The 22,099-nt window shown below is 46.3% G+C and carries 19 protein-coding genes; all 19 read right to left on the reverse strand.

The window, feature by feature from the left end:
- Positions 1 to 165: 165 nt before the first annotated feature.
- Positions 166 to 3,942: a putative baseplate assembly protein gene (locus dnm_RS15710; protein WP_207677867.1), complete on the reverse strand. Its 3,777-nt coding sequence runs from the start codon at positions 3,940 to 3,942 to the stop codon at positions 166 to 168.
- Positions 3,943 to 3,981: 39 nt separating this feature from the next.
- Entirely contained in the window at positions 3,982 to 4,620 is a 639-nt protein-coding gene (locus tag dnm_RS15715) for a hypothetical protein (protein ID WP_207677868.1), read from the reverse strand.
- A 40-nt stretch (positions 4,621 to 4,660) separates the two neighbouring features.
- Positions 4,661 to 7,951, reverse strand: a complete 3,291-nt coding sequence (locus dnm_RS15720) for a LamG-like jellyroll fold domain-containing protein (RefSeq protein WP_207677869.1) — start codon at positions 7,949 to 7,951, stop codon at positions 4,661 to 4,663.
- Between the two features lie 101 nt (positions 7,952 to 8,052).
- A complete protein-coding gene (locus tag dnm_RS15725) occupies positions 8,053 to 8,430 on the reverse strand; it encodes a GPW/gp25 family protein (protein ID WP_207677870.1) in 378 nt (125 codons plus the stop codon).
- Positions 8,431 to 8,436: 6 nt separating this feature from the next.
- The gene (locus dnm_RS15730) at positions 8,437 to 8,631 is read right to left on the reverse strand and encodes a DUF5615 family PIN-like protein (RefSeq protein ID WP_207677871.1); all 195 of its coding nucleotides are present in this window, start codon (positions 8,629 to 8,631) and stop codon (positions 8,437 to 8,439) included.
- A gap of 374 nt (positions 8,632 to 9,005) precedes the next feature.
- Positions 9,006 to 9,203 (reverse strand): hypothetical protein, encoded by a 198-nt coding sequence (locus dnm_RS15735; protein WP_207677872.1) that lies wholly within the window; start codon positions 9,201 to 9,203, stop codon positions 9,006 to 9,008.
- Positions 9,204 to 9,317: 114 nt separating this feature from the next.
- Complete coding sequence (locus dnm_RS15740) at positions 9,318 to 9,959, reverse strand: phage baseplate assembly protein V (RefSeq protein WP_207677873.1); 642 nt, start codon at positions 9,957 to 9,959, stop codon at positions 9,318 to 9,320.
- Between the two features lie 290 nt (positions 9,960 to 10,249).
- Entirely contained in the window at positions 10,250 to 11,362 is a 1,113-nt protein-coding gene (locus dnm_RS15745) for a hypothetical protein (protein ID WP_207677874.1), read from the reverse strand.
- A 64-nt stretch (positions 11,363 to 11,426) separates the two neighbouring features.
- Complete coding sequence (locus dnm_RS15750) at positions 11,427 to 11,756, reverse strand: LysM peptidoglycan-binding domain-containing protein (RefSeq protein ID WP_207677875.1); 330 nt, start codon at positions 11,754 to 11,756, stop codon at positions 11,427 to 11,429.
- Positions 11,757 to 12,125: 369 nt separating this feature from the next.
- Positions 12,126 to 12,791, reverse strand: a complete 666-nt coding sequence (locus tag dnm_RS15755; RefSeq protein ID WP_207677876.1) for a CIS tube protein — start codon at positions 12,789 to 12,791, stop codon at positions 12,126 to 12,128.
- A 104-nt stretch (positions 12,792 to 12,895) separates the two neighbouring features.
- A complete protein-coding gene (locus tag dnm_RS15760) occupies positions 12,896 to 15,136 on the reverse strand; it encodes an eCIS core domain-containing protein (protein ID WP_207677877.1) in 2,241 nt (746 codons plus the stop codon).
- A gap of 43 nt (positions 15,137 to 15,179) precedes the next feature.
- Positions 15,180 to 15,455 (reverse strand): hypothetical protein, encoded by a 276-nt coding sequence (locus dnm_RS15765; RefSeq protein WP_207677878.1) that lies wholly within the window; start codon positions 15,453 to 15,455, stop codon positions 15,180 to 15,182.
- The gene (locus dnm_RS15770) at positions 15,446 to 17,425 is read right to left on the reverse strand and encodes an ATP-binding protein (RefSeq protein ID WP_207677879.1); all 1,980 of its coding nucleotides are present in this window, start codon (positions 17,423 to 17,425) and stop codon (positions 15,446 to 15,448) included. The genes dnm_RS15765 and dnm_RS15770 overlap by 10 nt, the downstream gene beginning before the upstream one ends.
- A gap of 138 nt (positions 17,426 to 17,563) precedes the next feature.
- Positions 17,564 to 18,235 (reverse strand): DUF8756 domain-containing protein, encoded by a 672-nt coding sequence (locus dnm_RS15775; protein ID WP_207677880.1) that lies wholly within the window; start codon positions 18,233 to 18,235, stop codon positions 17,564 to 17,566.
- A 33-nt stretch (positions 18,236 to 18,268) separates the two neighbouring features.
- The gene (locus dnm_RS15780) at positions 18,269 to 18,835 is read right to left on the reverse strand and encodes a Pvc16 family protein (RefSeq protein ID WP_207677881.1); all 567 of its coding nucleotides are present in this window, start codon (positions 18,833 to 18,835) and stop codon (positions 18,269 to 18,271) included.
- Positions 18,832 to 20,196 carry a hypothetical protein gene (locus dnm_RS15785; protein ID WP_207677882.1) on the reverse strand — a complete coding sequence of 455 codons (1,365 nt, stop codon included), beginning with the start codon at positions 20,194 to 20,196 and terminating at the stop codon, positions 18,832 to 18,834. The genes dnm_RS15780 and dnm_RS15785 overlap by 4 nt, the downstream gene beginning before the upstream one ends.
- The gene (locus dnm_RS15790) at positions 20,193 to 20,924 is read right to left on the reverse strand and encodes a T4 family baseplate hub assembly chaperone (protein ID WP_207677883.1); all 732 of its coding nucleotides are present in this window, start codon (positions 20,922 to 20,924) and stop codon (positions 20,193 to 20,195) included. The genes dnm_RS15785 and dnm_RS15790 overlap by 4 nt, the downstream gene beginning before the upstream one ends.
- Positions 20,925 to 20,947: 23 nt before the next feature.
- Positions 20,948 to 21,460: a phage tail protein gene (locus dnm_RS15795; RefSeq protein ID WP_207677884.1), complete on the reverse strand. Its 513-nt coding sequence runs from the start codon at positions 21,458 to 21,460 to the stop codon at positions 20,948 to 20,950.
- A 113-nt stretch (positions 21,461 to 21,573) separates the two neighbouring features.
- Positions 21,574 to 22,059, reverse strand: a complete 486-nt coding sequence (locus tag dnm_RS15800; RefSeq protein ID WP_207677885.1) for a phage tail protein — start codon at positions 22,057 to 22,059, stop codon at positions 21,574 to 21,576.
- Between the last annotated feature and the right edge of the window lie 40 nt (positions 22,060 to 22,099).

A 22,099-nucleotide genomic window follows, 5' to 3' on the forward strand; every position in this document is an offset into this window, starting at 1 on the left:
TTGGTAGTGCCCCAAAACTGGAGATCAACTTTATAACTCTTTGAATCAATTTAGTAAATATTGAATCAAATCCAATTTTAGAACACCACCCTTTTTAACAAAATCTTTATTATCCATTATAATGAATATCAAATGCTTAACTTCAAGCACATTAGCCCACTTTAGTCATTTTTTTATATTCAAAAGCATTTTTTCAGGATCAATCAGCAGCATCTCAGCAGGCAGGACTTTATCTTTTTCATAGTCCCAGTGGGCTTTCAGGGCTTCCAGAGAACGGGCTTCTTTTTGATGCTCCATTATAAACCCTTTGAAAACCACATACACGACTCCGGGCGTATTCTGAATAACCGGAACAGCATCGGATTTGGTCACTTTCTGACCGAATTTTTGGTTTTCAAAAGAAAAAGCGTCAAGCAAAGCGGCCCGAACCCTCTCTTCCACTTTTTCTTCCCTGTGATTCGTATCGAAAAAAATATCGGCCTCCAGTCCGAAACGGAGCGGCTTATATGACTGAAGCTTTACTGCCTGTCCGTAAATATGTCTGTTTTTGATTGCATCGAACAACGTCTGAGCAATTTTTGAGTTATTGGGAATCTCCCTGCCCTTTTCTCCGGCAAGTGTGATATGCACGAGAAAGCGGTTTTTTACTCGAAATCTGGTTGCCTGTGCCTTTGCCACGCCGGGAAACGTGGCTGCAAAGTTTTCATAATCCCCAAGGGAAACGATACGATCATGGGGAGCTTCAATGAGCGGGAGGCGAATACGGGTCTGTTCATGGTTTTCCGGGTCCGCGCCTCCGGTTGCAGGAACAGGATTGCTCACCTTTAGGATTCCCAAGGGCGGAGCTGTCAGTAAAATCAGGCTGTTTGCCTCTGGCATATCTTCACTGCCCAGACCGATTCTGTATGTTGCGGTAATATTTTCCTCTCCACTGGGCAGCCTGGCACCGTGTTTCCCATCGCCGAATATGACCACAGCGTTGCCGCTTTCATCTATGCGAACCATGTAAGTTTTGCTGTTTTCATCTGAATCATACAGGGAAGCTGTTTCGTTCCAGCGTACACCGTTCACCCATATCTCCAGCGTGCTTTTTTCGGCGATTATGTATGTAAGCGGTTTTCTTTTCAGCATAAAACGCTGATTGGTCACAGTTGCGTCGCCGCTGCCCAGCACCTCATTGTCAATTGTTTCACCGTGGGTGGCGAGAACCACGTTGGCGTTAATGGACAGTGTTCCGTAAACATAATCGTTTTTTAAAGGTTCTTCGAACTCCAATAAGGTTTGCTCCTCATCTTCAATCACCTTTTGGACGATGGCTATTTCTCCGATTTTTTCATTTTTTATATTATTTCCTGTAAAAGCAATGGCCTGTCCTGGAGTCAGTCCGAGTTTTTTGTCGAAACTCAGCCTTATCACTGTTTTCTCAGCGTAGTTCAGAATCCGGTCTTTGTTTGCGGTAAAATCTGCCGAGTCTAAAATGGATTCGTCAAATTCCCGATCCCTCAATTTTTCTATGTTTGGAATATCTGATAATTCTTCTAATGCCTTCTCCGTCAGTGTATATTTGGACGCGGCCGCGTCTTTCACGGACGGGTCGGTTGTGTCCGGTTCGAGGTGTTCACTTTTGGCGTAAAGAACCGTATCCCGCAAATTGAAGATATCCGGGTTGAAATCGCTGTCAGCATTGATTTCAATCCGGGTGACTTTTCCTGAAACGCCGTAGTTCCTTCGGAACACGGTGGAAACACGCTTTATGTATGTCAGAACAGGTTCCACACCGTCTCTGATTAAGACCGCGTAACTGCCGGCCACAATATCGGAATAGTCGCTGTCAAAATCAAGAAATTTTTTGTCTTTGATTTTGTAATTATACCAGTCATCGAGCAAATGACCGGCAAGAAGTTTTTCAATGCTGTCCGCGTCCTGACCGGAAGAGCCGCTGTCCCCCTGACTTTCACCCTCTTTTGTCCATGTGCCGCTTGACTCGGGAATCTGTGCTGAGGTATCTGATTCTGCGCTTTCAATTTTTTGATAAAATGTGCCTGAGAGTTTTGAATGGCTGGCATGAGCGGCAAAAAATCCGTTGCTGCCCACGGACCATGCGCTAAAATTTTTGTCTGCGCCTGAGCCTGAGTCGTTCCAGATTAAACTGCCAACAGACGCTTCAGTGGTTAATGATTCTTTCACACAATAAACCGCGTCTGATGAAGGTTTTTTGTCATGGCTGCCGACTGTGGCAAGCCCTATGGCCCTGTATCCTTGGGGCGGGATGGGCTTCCAGCAACTGAAATCATCATCCGCGCCTGAGCCCCCATCGTCCCATATCTTCTCATAACCTGATGGTTTTGCAATAAAGGAACTGTCGGCTTTTGCAATAAGAACTGAAAACTTGGGTTCTTCATGCGAACCTGTCGCGACATGACCAAGGCACACATAGCCATCCTCAAGTTTGGGCTTATAAAAAGAACCGTTCATTTTTGCACCTGAACCAGCATCCCTCCACGTCTGTTCATATTCGGATGTTTCTTTAAAGTCCTCCGAAATTTGTTTGGCTTCCGCGGCTTTTTTCATCGCCTCTATGGCCTCGGCACTAAAACAATTGAACTTTCCGGATGCAGTTTCGGCAAACAGACTGCCCAGCTCATCATATTTGAGAGACTCCACATTCAGGTTGGTCAGCCCGTCATTAAATTCATTCCAGGAGTTCCCATTATCTCCGGAGATAAAAACGCCGTGTCCGGCCGTACCCGCTGCAAATTTCCCATCTCTTCCGGAAGCCAATGATGTTATGGCGGAAGGAATATTCAAATTCGCCGCCTCTTTCCACTCAGCACCGCCGGTGTTGCGAAAAATGCGCCCGCGGGAAACTCCGGCAAACAGCACGCCATTATGAATCGCCACTGCTTTGACATCTGTATTAAGCATATACCCCAGCTTTTTTTTATTGGACAGTTCATTCCAGTCCGCGGCATTGTGTCCGAACAGGGATGCCCGTTTTCTGAGTGCGTAAATCTGAGGATTGGACGGAACCGCAGATTTCCCCGGGGGAACCATCCAGCGCACCAGCGTATGGTCTTTTTCATGCTTTGATTCCGCATCAAGCACAATACCGATGTACCACCCGCTTCTTCTTCCGCCTCCTCTGACAAGGACAACATCTCCCTTGCGTAAGCCGCTGTTCACGCCCTTGATCCGAAGAGAAGCGGTCGAAGGCTGAGATGTCCTGCCGCGTCCGGTTTTATCGGCATTATCAGAGAAATCAGGTGATTGAAAAGACGCTATGCCGCTGTCAGCCTGGGAAACCGCCTGCTGCTCCGGGGTCAGTTCCAACTGATCCCGCAGAGCGAAATCATCGCCATCCCCGGAAACACCTCCGTCTCCGTCTTCGTCTGCTATGACATGAATAGATGCGGGGACAGACTCAATCTTTGCTGGTTTAATATCATTCCATTCCAGGCGGGCCGTAAACGCCTTTTCAGTCTCAAAGATCAGAGGCATGGCATCCCTGTGTTTTGGAACGCTCATCACTTTGGTTCCGGCAGGTATTCTCACTTCACGCGGAGAGCCTGGAGCATCATTCACGATAAACGCGAGATAAGCTGCCGAAGCCATACCCGGAGAGAGTTCGTACCCCACGGTCCGCGCCAGTTCCATCACCGACCGCCGCTCCGTTGCTGTTCTCAGATATCCCTCGTTAACGATACGTTCCTGATAAAACGTCAGCACATCCAGTGTCATTGCCCACGCATCAACAAGAGCGATAAAGGGATCATCCTTATCCCTTGTTCTCAAAGTTTCAAGGGGGCGGTATTTCTGACCATCCCCTGTAATGACAGCCTCTTTCCTGAGTCCCCCGAGCATTCTTTCAAAAAACTCAGGATGAGTTCCCACCCTGTAGGAAAGCTCAGACAAGCCCGGTGGATTATAATTTGATGATGACATTTTTGTCCCCAAAAACTTTAGTTCACGCTATGTGCAAATTTATAATGCCACGAAGGCACCAAGACACGAAGTCTCACGAAGTTTCTCTTTGTGGCATTGCTCCTCCGTGTTCTGCAATTTATAATGCCACGAAGGCACCAAGACACGAAGTCTCACGAAGTTTTTCTTCGTGTCTTTGTGACATTGCTCCTCCGTGTTCTGCAATTTATAATGCCACGAAGGCACCAAGACACGAAGTCTCACGAAGTTTCTCTTCGTGTCTTTGTGGCATTGCTCCTCCGTGTTCTGCAATTTATAATGCCACGAAGGCACCAAGACACGAAGTCTCACGAAGTTTCTCTTCGTGTCTTTGTGACATTGCTCCTCCGTGTTCTGCAATTTATAATGCCACGAAGGCACCAAGACACGAAGTCTCACGAAGTTTCTCTTCGTGTCTTTGTGGCATTGCTCCTCCGTGTTCTGCAATTTATAATGCCACGAAGGCACCAAGACACGAAGTCTCACGAAGTTTCTCTTCGTGTCTTTGTGGCATTGCTCCTCCGTGTTCTGCAATTTATAATGCCACGAAGGCACCAAGACACGAAGTCTCACGAAGTTTCTCTTCGTGTCTTTGTGGCATTGCTCCTCCGTGTTCTGCAATTTATAATGCCACGAAGGCACCAAGACACGAAGTCTCACGAAGTTTTTCTTCGTGTCTTTGTGGCATTGCTCCTCCCTGTTAGCTCACTTCAGACATTTCAAACAAAATTCTCCCGTTTCCCGGGGCTTCGATATTATTATCCAGACGAACAATTTCGAGGGGGCCGACAGCAATCTCACCTTCTTCTATTTCATCGCCCGAGGGGCGGTCCCATCGTTGAAATCTTGTAAATCTGATCTCTCCCACGCCCGGAACCTTTCCCGCCTCTGTCATGAGATGACTCAGATACACAGACTGACCAAAAGAAAAATTATCCGGATGAAAAAGCCCGAGCCTGCCGTCAGAGAATTCCACATTGCTGAATTTTTCTTCAAGCGACTTTTCCACTGTGCCAGGAAAGTATCCGGGCAAAACGCTTACTGTCATGGCAATATCCAAAGGCACAAAGCGCGGCGGTTCGATTCTCATATCCGCTCCCACGATGCGGAATCTTTTCATAAAAGCGCTCAGACGCTTGCAAAACTCGGCATCAGAAGGATTATCTCCCACACGATCCACAGCAATAAAAACAGTATGCCATGAACCTGTCCAGCGTACACTGGCAGCAGCCCTCTGCACCTCCGGATGAGATTCAATTTTCCGGACATAGTCCTCCGGAGTTATGCAGCGTTCCTGTGTGCGGAAGGCCTGGGGAGCCTGCAATCGCACCTGATTCATCTTTTCGGGGTCTGTTCCGCCGTATGCGGACAGGGGATTCCGAACACGGATAATTGCTTTTTCGGCCGTTATGACGTGGGCGATGGCGTCTCTCCCAATGTTACCGGCGGAACCATTGCCAATGCGGTATGCTGCGCTAAAACAAGTTGCTGGCAAGGGGATTTTCCCATGGCTTCCATCTCCGAAACGGAGAAAGACACGCCGGTCGTTTTCGGTCTCCGCCACAAAACCCCTGACAAAACGGTCACAATTAAAAAAGTCGTTTTGGGCTGTCCATGCTTCTTCAGTGTCTTGTTCTGTCAGCCAGATGAGCGGTCCTGCTGTGCGGGGATTCTGATCAAGGGTTTCTTGAGCAGACAACTGCCTTGCTGAAAAATGATCATATGGAACAGAGCATGTCAGATTGATGCGTTCAAGCTGAGGGCGATATTTGCCAGTTGGCGGAACTTCAGGCAGAGATTCCCCCCTGATGGTTCTTCCGTGGTCCGCCAGAACAACATTTCCCAAGGCCGTGGTGATGTCACTGATTTCCGTTCCTTCAAATGCCGAGGCAATATAAAAATCAAAGGGAAGTGCATCTGCCTCAGCCCATTGAATATTCGTAATATGGGCAGGTTCTCCGTCCGCGCCTCCCATCAGATCGGAGGAAAGCCTCACTTTTGTGAGACGTACCGCGTGCCGTCGGTTTGGCTCCGCATCCTCTTTCAGCCCTGTCAGCACACCTTTTACTTCTTCAAAAATCAGTACGTCGCCGGCCTGCAAATTCGGAAAATTTCCACTTAACGCAGCCTGTATGGCACCTTTGCGAAGACGCGTGATATTGCCGCCCCATGTATAAAAAGAAAGTCGGTTATGATCTTTGAACAAGCTGACAGGATGCATGGTTTCAAAAATCTTCGGGCCTGTTGGGAGCATTTCTTCGATAAAAGTGTCATTGGAAACACATACATCCCTGCCGGGTGTTTTTGTGATCAAAACCGTGCCTTTTTCAAGTTCTGTATCGCTTTCCACTTCTACCTGAACCCAGACGCGTGCGTTGCATCCCTCATGCATACGATAGTCTATCAGACGGGCATGGCGTGCCAGAGAAACCCTCCGTCTGGCAGTTCCCAAATATGCTTCGGTGGAAACTGCATCCTGGAAGTAGCTGAGATGATCAGCCATGTAAGCAAGAACCTCTGTTATTGCCACGCCCATATCCGCAGGGTTGCGCTCTGTCCAGTTCGGCGCGAGCGCGGACATCCTGTAGAACATCAGTTTGCGGAAACTCTCGTAGTCTTTTGTCAGGTAGTCAATATCCGGCGATATTCCTTTTTTTGGCTCAACCCGGGGAGGAGGCTCAGGATCAAACTCGCTTTCCTCATTCAAATCAAACGTAATCTGCGAAAAAAACGGATCAAGATTCGTTATCTCAGGAAGCTCCAGTCTGTATTTGCAACCCTCCTTTTCCTGAGCTATCTGGTTTTCTCTGCTTACGGCGATGGTCAGCACATCTTCCTCTTGGTAGAGGTCCACCCGGGAGCCTTCCTGCTTCACGATATAACCCTGGGGAAGCGGCGGCTGATCCATCCGACATAAAAAAGACTTCGGGCATTTGAAGCTATTGCCGTTTTTACTTATATCGGCCACAGTTATTTCTTTACTGTCAAACCATTTACCTGAACCGAATACCGCTTTTCCGAATTTTGATAAATCTAAGTTTCTGGCGGGCAGCATCCAATAAGCCATCAGGCGAGCTTCTCTGCCTGTGAGCCTGTGGTACATATCGGCAATGATCCCATCTTGCGTCCTGGCTTTGTTCCAGATGCGGATATCTGCGACGGCCCCGTGAAAAAAGTCGTCTGTATGTGATAAGAAACCATTGCTGACCGGTCTTGTGCGCGCCCTGTTCCAGATTCGCACAGTTTCCGGCGCTTCCTCAATGATAGCGTTGAAAAAAAGCCCGCCAGAGGAACCAGAACCCAGATATAAATATCCGCATCCATGATAATGATCCGATGTATAGCGTCTGGCAGCTATTTTTCCGTCTCTGTATATAGTTTGTCTTTTGGGCGCTGCTTCATACACACATGCCCAGTGATGCCAGTCCGTATCTGACCAGGTGTTTTCCGTATCCAGATCATCGCCGGAGAATCCAAAAGTAAAACAGCCCGTATCTTTGAACCCAATTTTTAAAGCAGCATTTTTTGCAGGCGGTCCCTGTCCGATAATAATATGGTGCTTTCCGGCAGACTCCCGCCTTGCCCAGAACTCCACGGTAAAGCTTTTATCCGCCAAATTTATTTTGTTCCCGCAGTTTATCTTTGTTTTTCCATCCAGATTAAGGGCCGAATCTATGACTGGTTCTATGCTCCTTTCCCATTTTCCATTCACCACATCCCTTACCAGAATATCAGATGATGCCTTGTTTTCTCCGTAGTCTGATATACGGATGCTTGCCGGAGTAACTGCATCAGGAACCGTCTTCCTGTCGGGCAAGTCCGATGCCGAAGGGATAAAATATAAAAACAGCTTATAACCATCGCCGTCCTTTTTTACATTGACATAATCAATCCCCATCTGTTCCGGGTGGCGGCTAACAGCCCCGCGACGGCGAGTAATAGCCAACGAATTCATAGTCTCTGCAAAATTAGTTGCTATAATCTCATTCATTTTTTATAATATCAGCAGTTAAGAGTGTATGTTATCAATAAGTCCCCCGAAAGTTCAGGCACTTCAGCCACTTTAGTTCACTTCAGGCACTTCAGTTTACTTTAGCTCACTTCGCTCACTTCAGGCAGTTTCCTCTCAAACATGGCAACCCTCTGCTGCCCGCTTTTAATAGCGACATACTGCACAGCAACCCTCAGCGCTGCATCTTCGCTTTCAACATGAATATCCTGCACCAGTATGACATCACTCAGATGCTGCTGCAACGCCCCCTGAACCATAAACTTGGTGGCAGCTATGATCTCATCTCCTATAGAGGCGAATATAAGATTTGAAATCCCTGTTCCAAAATCCGGACGGTTTACGCGTTCTCCGGGCGAAGTAAAAAGAACCTGCTCGATCATCTGCCGGATGTGTTCATCAGTTTCCACCTTCGCTGTCCGTCCGCGGCCGTTTATTTTAAATGGAAATGCTATATGCATATAAGGTTATCCTTTTTTCAAATGAGCTAAAGCGAGAGTTCCAAAATCAAAATCGTGGGTGAGGATAAAACAGCACTCCGAACATGCCTTTTCCAGAAGATATTCGTCCTCTCTGGCGTGCCATTTTCTTTCCTTTGCGTCAGTCACACCTGTTCCTTTCCCTCTGAGAAAGGACACCGCTCTCGGTGAGATGTTCTTCATCCGCCAGCATTTTCAGACATCAGAATTTCATCATGCGGCTTCCGGTTCAAGATATATTTCGTTTTTCAGAGAACTGGCTGCATATCTGAGACGGGCATATAAGTACCTGAGCAAAAATTTTTTATATTTGCCCGGGAAGAAACCCGGCTTTTTTTCCTGGAATAACCCGCCACCCGTAAAGGAAAAAGCCGGGTTTCTCCGCGGTTCGCAGAAAAAAAGATATATAAAAAACTTTTGCACAGGTACTTATGCCTCTCCCGTAAGATGGGAATAATCTGTGAGTATCTCATCATAACTCATAACGGATGTGAGCAGTTCCGTGGAGAGCTGGCAGAAGCCCCAAATTGTTCGCCGGAGTGCCGGGCCAGGTGTGTTTACCGTTCTGTAATTTCAGGAATATTTTCATCTTCACACTTTTCAACCAATATACCTGAAATTTCCATAAATGATACTAACGGATGATTTTCATCTTCTCCCACTTCATCTGTCAGACTATCCAATAATTCGACAATTCTGTCATATTCTTCTTCTGTGTGAGGATTTCCTATCCCGAAAAATGTATCATATACCATTTATGAAGTGTCATCAGGATATTGTATCACGCTTTTATTATATATAAATTTAGCTCACTTTGGTCACTTTAATCACTTTGGTCACTTTAGTCACTTTAGATCACTTTAGTCACTTCAGACAACTTCCACAGCTCCATTATTTATATCCACCTTTGGCCCGTTAAGTTTCAGGGCTGCCGGCCCATTTGTGGCTTCAACACCTGATGCAGAAAGTTTTATGGATGCGGGCGGGCTTTCTGCTTCGAGGTTCGAGGGGTCCATTCTGATGGTCGTGGGAGGTATGCTCAGTTCTATACCTTTGGGAGTCAGTTTGACATTGGCAGGGTTGCAGTCAATTTCGATGCCAGCGGAATTGAACGTCATTTTAAGCGGTGCGGATACCCCCGGAGGATTTACCTCCAGGATTGCTCCCCCTGCCCCGGGCATGTCATTTAGCGTAATGGATACGGACTGAGTTTTAAAAACCTTTATCTGCTCCACAGCAGGTTTTGCCGGAACCTCGCCTGTTCCCCAGAAGCAGCCACTCCATATGGGATAGTCAATATCTCCCCCTTCAAATTCCACCCAGATATTTGCGTTTATCGGAGGAATCGCAAAAAAACCTACCTGCATGCCAGCATACGGCACACACGGCATGGCCCAGCTTAAACGGCCGTCTCCCAGAACCGAGGGAACCTCCACCTGCACTCTGCCCAGCTGCATGGGATCATTATTATTTGTCACCTTGCCGCGATATTTTCCAAAATATTTTTCCATGTCAAACCTGATTCTCTTAAAAGTGAACTGAAGTGAGCTGAAGTGTCTGAAATGAACTAAAGTGCCTGAAATGAACTAAAGTGCCTGAAGTGAGCTGAAGTGTCTGAAGTGAACTAAAGTGCTGGAAGTGAGTGAGAAAACCTCCTTGCTTCGTTGTGACCGTAAGGCCATAATCATTTATAAGTTACCTTAACTTTAAGCTCACTTTAGCTCACTTTAGCTCACTTCAGGCACTTCAGGCACTTCAGGCACTTCAGTTCACTTTAGGCACTTTACTTACTTCCGGCACTTCAAACTCTCACAACTGGCGACAGCGCCCCTGTTCCTTCTCTCGTCAGCGTAAAATTCTGCTTGTATGAACCCTTTTGTATCCCATGTGTCACCTCTTTGACATAATACATGCCGTCGTAAGTTTCTCCAACGCCGCGAACCCCGACAATGCTCCGAGCTTTAAGTGGTTTGCCGTATTTGATCGCATCAATTGTTCCTCTGGCTGTAACCGTATCTCCGACCGATTTGTTTGTTGCACCCTGGGCTCTTGCCATGGCCGCTTGAATGTTCAACCCCCCTGCATTGTCAGGCAAAATTTTTCTGGCATTCAACATATTCATTGCCAGGCTTTGCTCTCTTGCCAGGGGAGTTTGCATGGCTGCCAGGGTCATCACAGGCAGCTTGATGTTTGTCCTGCCATCTTGCAGCCTGCCATCAACCAGCTCAGGTGCAAGCGCGTCATGCTCAAAGCTGATTGTTTCGACATTGCTGGCCGCTCCCATGTTATATGTTATTGCGGATTGCGGCAATCCAAGGCGTTTGGGAGGTCCCCAGTAAGCGATGTTCGATCCCGGGACAGGGCCTGATTCAATATAGAATACATATCCGTAACGCGCGGCCATGTCCCGCAGATACGCCAGATCAGTTCCGCGCTGCACCGGTGTCCGCTCTGTAGGAACAGGAACATCCGCGACTGGGGGAGGAATCACTGTGGGAATCAGTCCGTATTGCGAATACATCGCGATTATTTTGGCGGCAATGACATTTTCCGTCTGTCCCGGATGCTCCATGGTCTTTTCTTCCAGATCCATCATAACGCTCACGTCTTCGCCTGTGATTGTAACCATGTCGCTTCCGCCATTGGCACCAGGAGACAACTGGCGGTTGGTAATAATGCCATCCATCAGCACATAGGGGATCGCCATAATTGTCGTTATTAGGATCACCCGGTTAAACACCCGAGTTTGCGGATTCAAATGAAATGAATAATCAAGCGGACCGAGCAAAGGGTCGCGTATCGCTTTAAAATTGATCTGGAAACCGGAGCGTCCGTCATCTCGGCATGTCACCTCGGCGCTTTCAAACGTCTCCATAAGAGGCTGAATGGCCGGAATCGGAACCTTCGGTCCCATAAGTATTGTCAGATTAAAACCCAGCATACGCTTATTTAGTATTGTCTTTTAAATTTTCTGTAGGTTATCTCGTTAAATCTGCCTGATTTCCAGTTATGTCAAGCCCGATTTTCGGGGAGCCGATTCTGATTTTCCTTCCGATTTCGCTTGTAAGTTCAAAGGGATTCATTGCATTATTTGCATCGCAAATCTGCCAAAAGCGCATGGGATCACCCAAAAATCTCGCAGCGATAAGATCCAGACGATCACCTTCGGTTACGGTCTCCTCCGCCATCGTCTGCAACGCTTCGGCCCGGGGCAGAAATCGCCGCCTTTTGTATGACACAATTCCGCCGTCCGCCGTCTTGAGCGTTGCTGTTTCCAAGTTGTAATATCTGCTGTCATGTTCAAACATGGTTTTGTATTCTCACTTTTCTAACCTTTGAAAAAATAGAATATTCATAAAAAAGCCGGGTTTTTCGCCCCCCGGCATGAAAAGGTTCTCATATAAAAAACCCGGGTTTTCAAAATTTGCTAACCTTTGAAAAAATAGAATATTCATAAAAAAGCCGGGTTTTTCGCCCCCCGGCATGAAAAGGTTCTCATATAAAAAACCCGGCTTTTTAAAATATATTTTTCACGTCAAAATAAATATGTTATCAGATAAAATTTTCCTCGGACAGCCGTGTTCATCTTGAACTCTCTCAAAATCTGAATGAGCATAATACCTTTAAATAAATGTATCTGAATTCGGGAGATTTACAGACAATATGACTTTTGCTTTCTACCCGAATTGCAATGGAGGTTTGTGCCAATACTTGGACATATTACGAAAGTTTTCTAAATTATAACCACTTAGGAGTTCCTTGTATGAATGATGCGTAAGAAATGTCATAAAACCAAGGTTCTTAAAACTCTTAAAATCGCCATAAGATAAAACTTTAAAAGTTATCGTAGCCTCGGCGCGAATAGGAACCAGGTTTTCATTGAAGGCTTTCTCTGTTATCGTCACGTCAGTAATCTGCACCGGAACGATCCATTTTACGCCCCATATGAATAAGGTCAGCGGAACAGAAAGTTCGCTTATTTCAATCGTTCCCGTGTTTGATAAAGCCATGCCTCTTATTACTGAAAGCACTCCGGGATAAAGCATCAGCTCCAAAGCAGCCAACTCACGAGAAATCCCAAGCCCGGTTGGAATTGTATCGCTGTCCGCCATATCGTCTGTGGCATCAAAATGTGCCTCCAATACAACTTCTTCTTCAGGGAAATCTTTAAATTGAATCGGCGGTTTTTCAGTTATCCTGGCTGTCATTGAATGTTCAAGAGATTCCGGATTGAATTGAAAAATAACCCCTCTTGGCACAGCATTACCCAGACTAACACCGCTGCCCACGGGAGGCAATGTGACCAGACAGCCTTTCCATAGTTTTGGTGATATTCGATCCATTCTTTTATCCTATTTTATGTGAGAGTGTTAGGTGTTAAGTGTTAAGTGTTAGGAAAAAATAGCAAAACTTTCATTGTCTGTTGTGATCGGCTGGTCGTGACTGGTTATATGATTCTGGCCCGGATTCGTTCTATGGTTCGTATTTCTTTTGTAAGTTCTGCTGTTGATATCCCTTCCTTTTTTTCTGTATCTTCTTCATGGGTTGTGAATGTCAAGGCACGCTGCCCCTCGGGTTGTTTCCCTTCCAATGCCCTCTTAATTTGTTCAGACAGACCGCCTTTCTTCCTAATGGAAGTTCTTTTAAATGCCTTTTCCCAAGATGCTTCATCTAATTCACGGCTTCGAACTATTTGCGCTCTTTTTGCCTTAAATTTTATTCCCGGGAGAAAATAGTTCTTAATATATGGCTTAATAATTCTGTCAGCCAAATCATGATCATCTCCATATTCTTCCAAATATTGACAGAATATAATCGCCCATATCTCAGCGTTGCCTGTGTCTGTAAAAAGTTTGGCTGGGTCTCCAAAAAGTTGGGGCTGGTTTACATCTATCTGAGGCAGTGTATTTAGTTCTTTCTGGTGTTCTTCAGCGATTATCTTATAAATCGCTGATTTTTCCTGAACACTTAACTTTTTAAAGTTATCTCTAATTTTGTCCGTAATACTTTCGGTTTCCCCGAAAAAATGATCCGCAAACATCTCATTGGATGCCAATTCGTTACCAAAGGCTTTGGTTATATTATCTTTACAACGATTCCAGTTCTCGTTGAAACTTTTTATTACATTTGACTCTGGAGCAGCAGCATTTTTCTTGGCTGTTTCAAGTTCCTTTTTGGCCGCTTCAAAATTCTCTTCGGCTTCATAAGCTTTTGCATCATCTCCAGCAAGCCTATTCCAGCTTGCAAGTTGATCATAGGCTTCCTTTTCCTGAAGTGCATCTTCATAAACTTTCTCGGCCCTATCACGATTCTCTTTAGCTTTAATAACATTAACATCAGCATTAATCCACTCTTCCCTGACAGCCTCTCTGTCTTTCTTGGCAGCCTCTCTTGCATCTTTGCGCTTTTTCTCTTCCAATTCTTTTGCTTTTTCTGCTTCTTCAGCCAATTTTTCTTTCTTTTCAATTTGCTCTATCTGCTTTTTTGCCAATTCTGCCTGTATTTCCTGAGCTCCAGCCATCCTTTCCTGAGCTGCAAGCTGCTGTTTTTGAACATCAAGCTGCCCTTGTTGCAAATTACGCTGCTGCTTTTGAACATCAAGCTGCCCTTGTTGCAAATTACGCTGCTGCTTTTGAACATTCAAACGCTCTCTTTGAATTCCTGTATTCTCAATCTGAGTTGCAGATATGTTTCTCAATGCTGTTGTTTGATCTGTCTGATTGATAAATTGAAAAATTTGAATATCAGGCCACTGTTTTTGAGGACCAAGCTGTTCCAGATTTAAACCAAGTTGCCATTTCAAGAAGTTTAACCCCTTGTCTTTGTTGCCATAATTCTGCTTTTTCTTAGTTTCAGGATTAACAGACGAGGGGTTTTTTGCATTTTTTAATTTCCCTTCATATTGAATTATAAGCTTTGTCATGTGATTAAAATCAACCTTGTTCTGATTCAGAATATGCTTCAATATACTGGCATCCTGTCTATTCCCCTCAGCTTTTAATTGCTCTGCTATTTCGATTAACCTTTTTCTTGCTTCTTGTTCATTTTTGGGCTGCATTTGGATCATCTCCCCACCCATCTGCCCCTGCTGGACAACATGAGTGAGTTCATGTGCAAGCACATTGCGCCCCTGGGAAGAAGAATCATTATACTCCCCTTTTCCGAAATATATGTTGCTGCCTACGGTAAAAGCCCGGGCACCGATGGATTCTGCGGTTTTATGCGAAGCACCGTTGTCGTGAACACGCACATCCGCAAAAGAGTGGCCAAAACCGGATTCCATATCTGCTCTTGTATTTTTATTCAGCGCCTTGCCGCCATGTTCCGGCAGAGCTAGATTCACGGATGAACCCGAAGCGGCCGCACCAGATACAGAAACACCTCCGCCATTATGACTTGGCGCACCGCCCACAACCTGAGAGGCCACGCGGTCCGCCTGACGCTCGTATCTGTCTCCCGGCTCGCCAACATCAAGGCTTTTTGTCTGGAGCATTCCTGCTGGTGCAGGCGAAATATTGATGCGATTCAGTCTGTGTCCGGCATCGGCCGGAGGAGCATATTCAGTCTGTGTCCGAGTGTTAAAAGCAGGCCGCTCGTCAAATAAACCTGTCTTTTCAGCCAGGGCCGGCACATTCTGCGCCGGAGCTTTTTTTGCCTCATATGCCGCAGTTTTTTCAATCGCCATCATCCATTCCTCTGAAAGTATTATTGTTTATAAGGCTTAAAATTTTTTACTTCATATTCCCCGACAACCCGTCATAAAGTGATTGAGCGATCTGCACACCAGTTGCTTCGGGTTTGTTCGTGAGATTTCCCTTCAGAACGCCAGTATTCAGTTGATCAAGATTTCCCTTTATCGCCAGATCGCCTGATGAAATCTCTTTTTCCGCTAACAACCTTGTCAGTTCAGTTTTCAACGCCTTTACCACGCGTCCCTTATGACGCGGTTCTACCCCTTCAAGAACAAGGTTGCCTATTTCCAATTCAATATTGTTTTTCAGACCCATCCCTCTGTCTCCGCCCTGGTCAATGACCTTTCCATTTTTGCGTACTCTCCCTGAGCCGCTTCAAGCAGATGTTCCATGGACACGGATTTATCCGCTTCTGCCGCGAGAAACGCGGCATTTAACGCTATATTTCTGATGTTGCCGCCCGGAATATTCAGTTGAGACAATCTTGCAGTGTCCACATCCCGCGTCGGCGTATCTGACGGAAATATTCTCTGCCATATTCTTTCGCGCTGCTCGGTATCGGGAAAGGGAAAATCAACAATGAACCGAATCCTGCGCATGAACGCGGTATCCAGTGCGTCTTTCAAGTTTGTTGTGAGTATTGCAATCCCTTTGTAGTCCTCCATCCTTTGGAGGAGATAACTGACCTCGATATTCGCGTGCCGGTCGTGGCTGTCCTTTACCTCGCTCCGCTTTCCGAACAAGGCATCAGCCTCGTCAAACACGAGTATCGCACCGCCAGCTTCAGCAGAATCAAACACACGACGAAGCTGTTTTTCAGTCTCACCGATATATTTGCTGACAACAGCGCTCAAATCAATTCTGTAAAGATCAAGCTGCAATTCATTTGCCAGAACTTCCGCAGCCATTGTCTTACCTGTTCCGCTCGCGCCAGCGAATAGCGCAGTAATGCCAAGCCCCCGGCTCAGTTTGGCTGCAAATCCCCAGTGCTCATACACTTTCTGTCGGTGTCGTGCATGTATCGCTATGTTTCGCAGCGTCTTCATCTGTGCTTCAGGGAGAACAAGATCATCCCACCCTGTGTTCGATGTGATGCCCCGGGCAAGCCCATCCATTCCCTGACGCGTCTGGAATCTGCACGCATTCCACAAATCCGAACGGTTATCCCCATTTCTGTTGTTCCCTGATATGCTGATCCACGCGGATCGAATCGAAGAAACGCTCATGTCAAACTGTGAAACAATCTTTCCGATGTCCGAACTCACATCTGCTGAATCTTCTTTAATGTAATTCCGCCATATCTTCTCCTGTTCAGCACTTTCAGGTTTCTGCACATCGAAAACTGCTGTCTGGCAATGTCTCAGAGACTTGCGATCCCGACAGGAAAGCATGACCAGCCCCGTACTCTGCTCAAGTATATGGACAATCGTGCCATATCTGACCGGATTCGTGTCATTTGTTCCATGACAATCAATCATCAAGACCCTGGAATTTAAAGCCGCCTCTCTGATCCACAGCCGCGTGAAATGCTCCAAGCCCTCGGGATCAGGCGGAAGCAGATATTCCGGCATAACGCAAAGCTCATGGTCAAGCATTGAACAAACAGAGGATGCAATCGCTGTTTTTCCCGCACCAGCCTTGCCGCAAAGCTGGACAACAGGCGGTCTGTCAAAATTTTCCACAGCTTTTATAAGGGTTTTCACGATCCTGTCAGCGAGCTTTTTATGTGAAAGAACCAACGCTTCATCATTTTTCACACACCTGACAAAACGCTTCAGACGGGCATCCATCTGGGGAACCCCAGCCAGATAATGCAGCGCAAACTCGTCAATCCGAAGCGGACTATGGACAAGAGACCTTCCCGCTTCCACTTCGATTAAACGCCATTTCCTGAGAGGCGCGTCAGGCGTAAGCGCGCTCCAATGAGGATCAGGAAGGGCAGACAACCCAAGGCTGAAAGTCGGATATGTCTGTTTTTCATCCCCGAGAACCTTGGCACAGAGTCCTGCAAAATCCCCCTCCGTCTCAATGCCCGCGCAAAGCAGCAAAATGTTTTTCTCAAACCCTGACAGACCAAAAACCGAACACAAAATATCCAACGCACTGCCAGCGGCCTCCACAGGTTCCTTTCTCTCCGTCTCCCCGTCCCCACATGAAGAAATCGCCACATGATCACCAATGCGGCAAAGCAATGCCTGCCGCACCTCGTCAATGGCCGAGGCAAGACAACGCCTGTTTTTCTCCAGCCAGTCGGCTGAAGCAAAGCTATTCGATATTGCATTCATTTCAAAACCATAAAAAAAGTGTCTAAAGTGTCTAAAGTGCCGAAAGTGTCTAAAGTGCCTAATGATTGAGAGAATGAATTTAGCCCACTTTAGCTCACTTTAGCTCACTTTAGCTCACTTTAGACACTTTAGCCCACTTCAAAAACTCACCACCGGCCCGCGATACACCCCATCCTGCATTTCAAGAACGGTTTCAGCGCGGTCCACTTCTATTCTTACGAGATATTTTCCTGCTTTTATGCGATTTATCGGAAAAATAACTTCATCGGTGTCTTCATTTTTCGAAGTTGCGGGAAATCTGTAGGAACAAGGTTCATCAGGAGATAATTCATTCAGGAGAATATATGTTTTTTGGTGGGTGCCGAGTATCGTGTTGAGCTTTGCCGTCATATCCGCCGATATCAGCCCGTTACTGCCGCTTTTATTACTTACCCTAGTCTCTCCGACAATCTTTGGACGAAGTTTTATCCTGATCTTGTTTGATGAGGGTCCGTTTCGCCAGTCCAGCTCATCTTTTTGAGCGTTTGGATGACCGAACCCTATTTTGTGTACAATCTGTAAATCCTGTTCACCTGCTCTCAGCAATGGATTATCAAGAGCGAGAGAAATTTCAGTTTTACTGATTTCATCATCATTTAGCGGAGATATCACGCTTCCGATCCGAATCAGCGTTTTTTCACCTTTCAAGCTGTCGCCGCAGAGGATTATTTTATCCCCGATAAACACAGGATGCTTTTTCCCTTTTTCAGATTCCGCCGCATAAATAACCGGGTTTGCAAACGGCGAAACCAAGATGTTTCGACCATCCATGTTAAATGCCTTTGTCTCTGATTTTCATTTTTTTTAGCCATGAACCGGAAGCGCAGGCGCGCTTACTGTATCTTCGCTTTCGATCTGCACAACACTCGCCTCATAAGCAATCGAGAGCGCGTGCTGGGTCTGGAATGCGGACCAGATTTTAAACGATTCTTCCAGAGAAAACGGAATCGTCGTAAATTTGACCTGTTCAACACTTGTATCCAGATCGGAATTCCTGATGTAATCAATTTTGTTTATCACATCTCTGATCTGCTGACTTTCCAAAACCGGGTTCGCGTGAATGGCTGAGACCACGCTCCCAAGAAGACGCTGAGGTTCATGTGTTGCGTCATTACCGTAAAAACTGATCAAATAATTTAAATTAAGTGCGATCTGGGGACATTGAATCAGAGAACCGTTGCTACGTCTTGTGGGAAGGTCTGTGTTGCGTAAAGATTTATTGGGGTTTACCTGGTACATATAAATATTTATGGCCGGGCTTTCTTTTTGTTTTGAAGGGTGCATGGTTGTAACAGCGGCACCCTGAACCGCTTCCTGCAACAGTTCCTTCAAGACTTCCGTAACAGTTGCGATTGCCAGGTAATTGCTCATATTCTTCCTCTGCTTCTTCGTTCAAGATAGGCATTAAGAGATGTGGACGGGGAAAACGGGGCACTGGGAGGTGCAACCTGCCTCTTCTGAGGCTGAGGCGGACTTTTAACCTCCACCCTGCCTATGTTCACTTTTATTGTCCTCTCAGCATCTCTTTGTTTTTTTTCCTGACGAGCCGGTACCGTGTTCGGGATCTGTGATTTCATTGTTTGCTGCATCATGCTGTCAGAGGAGATTCTGTCTCTGTCTCTTTTGAGATGCTTTTGATTAAATTTTTTAACAAGATGGCGTGGTTTATCTGTTTTTTGCAGTCTGTCCTGTCGCGGCTCAGATATCTCAATTTTATCTCCATGATCTGATGGTTCAGGTCCCTTCCTGGTTTTTTCCTCCTCACTTCGCCGCTGTCGGATGAAATTACCCTCAGCCACATAATCACCGGGCCAGATGTCCTTTTCATGGGACATTTCTATCAATGGCTCTGACGATATTTTTTTTTCTGTTGATTTTACAGAACCGGCTGCTTCTGATTCTATGTTTTTCAGCCTGTCCCCGGCATTTCTGACTTTTTTGTTATGGCCGCGCGTTCCGTCATCTCTGACCCTGTGTTTCCGCATATTGAGATCTTCGGGCTGATGATTGCCTTCAGTGTTCAGGTCCGAGAGCATCTCTGTATCTCTGTCCTTTTTATCGGGAACTTTTATGACAGACCGGGGCAGAAATTTCTCCTTTGTCGGTTTCGCAGACTCGGCAAAATATGCTTCTTTTCTTTGCCTCCCATCATCAGCGATGTCTTTCTTTTTCGTGTCAGGAGGGTCCCAGGACTTCTCTGCCAAATCGTTTTGGATGGCGGCAGTCTCTTCTTTTTTACGGCGATCATCTTCTCCCTCCAAATTTATCAGGGCGCCTGTGCCGGAATCCGCATCTGTCCCCGCTGACCAACGGTGTTCATCTCTTTTTTGCACATCGTTTGCATTGTCTCTTCCATCTGACATGCTTATCAAAGATTCAGGAGATTCATTCCTTGTTATTTTTTTCACCGCTCCTGTCGCATCTGATATTATTTTTTTCTCCGGGGCATTCTCCCTGCCTGGTTCTCTGATATGAAAATCTTTCTCAGACCCCTCGGTATTCGGTACAAGAGGCTTTTTTTCCTTATGTCTTTCCGGCTGATACGGACCGGAACGATCTGCCGAGTCTCTTTTTTTGTCCTTGTTTCTGATTCTTTGCTCATCTAAAAGAGAGGTCTCAGGCAAGTCTTTAACCACAGGCTGCCCAGGTGAAAACATCGGTGCTATCAGGGGCCTTGTCACGGGGGCCGATTCTATTTGCTGTGATGCGATCTGAGTCAGAAAATCGGTCATGATTCTGCCATTTCCATATATTGATGCCTGCGAACAGCGCTCATTCCAAGGATGTCTGCCTCCCGCCATCCGTAGTATCTCGCCAGAATGCTCACTTCACGCAGCAACCGCTTTGCCTGTGCCTCGATTTCTCTCCACAAATAAGCTGCAATGTCAATAGGAAGCAATAATTCGCTGCCACACTCCGGGCATTCCACTTCTATCTTCATGTTCGCCTGGGGATCCGATTCGGCGATTCTTTCCGAAATTACAGCAATCACCGAATCAGGCAACTGACCCGCCGATATTTCAGTTCTGGCACAGGATAACTCCAGTATTGCCCTTTCCGCCAGCAGCCTTCGGGCGGATTTAACATCCGAGCAATTTGCGGCCGCAGCCAAGTCAAAGCTGTTAATCAGTCGTAATTTCATTTCATAAGCTTCAAATTTCAGCCTTTCATCGCTTTTGTCCCTGTCAGCAGTTCCGGATTTATCCCGAAGTTCATCCACATCCGCGATAAACTCCAGTTCCTGGCTGCATTGATCACATTTTGCAACACCATGCAGTTTTCTGCCGAAAGTCCGCTCCCGAATCAAAAGCAAAAGATCATTGCGTTGTCCGATGCTCAACAAGGCCAGGTCATCCCACGATTTTTCCGGAAATGCTGTCTGTAAAATTATCATGGCCTGATCCACAGGATGCTGCTGCTGGGCGAGTTCCCAAACACGGAGTATTTTGTCATTATCCAAGGTCATTATCCGCCATAAAACGTCTATGCTGGTCTTTTCCGGGCTCCTTCTTCGGCGGAGGTTCCAAGCACTTCATGTGTCCACCCCTCGTGTTCTACTGTAATCTCTTCAATTGCGATGGCGTTATCATCGGCAGAAAGTTCCGGAAGTGTGTTGTACCCCGAAACCCAGCATTTTTCCAGAGTATATTTTACAGCAATTTCCCCCTTTTCATCACATAGGGCAATGATCAGCCGCTTACGCAGCCCTTTAAGCTGATTATTGTTACTATAATTCCAGACTGCTTCGGCCCAGTCCTTGAATTTATTATCTGCTGTGATTCCGCGGGACAAGGTCACAGGTTCATAAGATATCTGCCCCGGGACTTTCCGTTGGCTCTGATAGTTGCCTCCCTCGCCATACGAAACCACATCCACGGACCAGGACAGACCGCTCACGTTATTCACATATGCGACGAGACTTTTTTCCTCGTCACTGTCAAAATAAACTTTGAACCTGAAATTTTTATAAGGATCTCTTGAAAGGGCCTTTGCCATCCTGTTTCATCTCCATTTCAGGGCTTGCGACAAAATGACCTGAAAAAATTTTAAAATTAGCGTGCAATATCGAAATTTATGGGAATCAGAGAGATAACATTCTTTCATAAAAATTATTCTGTTTCACGCTGAAACCCTTCATGCTGAATCGTCAGCGTCTGAATTGCTATCGCATTGTCGGTCGAATTCAGATCCGGCAGAGCCTGATACTGGGATACCCAGCAATCATAAACCCGGTATTTTAACACGGTGTCGCCTTTGTCATTGCAAAGCTCAATGGTAATATCTTTTCGAATATTAGCGTTACCTTCAGATTCATCATAACCGTTAACAGGATCAAGCGCCATGGCCCACGCGTGAAATGTGCCGTCCTTTGTCATGCCTCTGGACAGCGTGAGCGGTTCAAAGCTTGCCAGCCCGGGCGAGGGACATGATGAAGGGACGCTGTCTCCGCCGCCGTCTCTGAATGATATTGCCTCAATGCTTCTTGACAAAGCGCTCACATTTGTCACACCAGCCACCGCATCTGACGAGCCTTCACCAAAATAAACTTTGAATCTGTAATTCTTATATGGATCAAGGACAAGAGTTCTTGCCATTGGATCAACCCTCCTGAATTTTTTTCATGAAAAAGAAGAC

The sequence above is a fragment of the Desulfonema magnum genome, assembly GCF_017377395.1.
In the GTDB taxonomy this organism is placed as follows: domain Bacteria; phylum Desulfobacterota; class Desulfobacteria; order Desulfobacterales; family 4be13; genus Desulfonema_C; species Desulfonema_C magnum.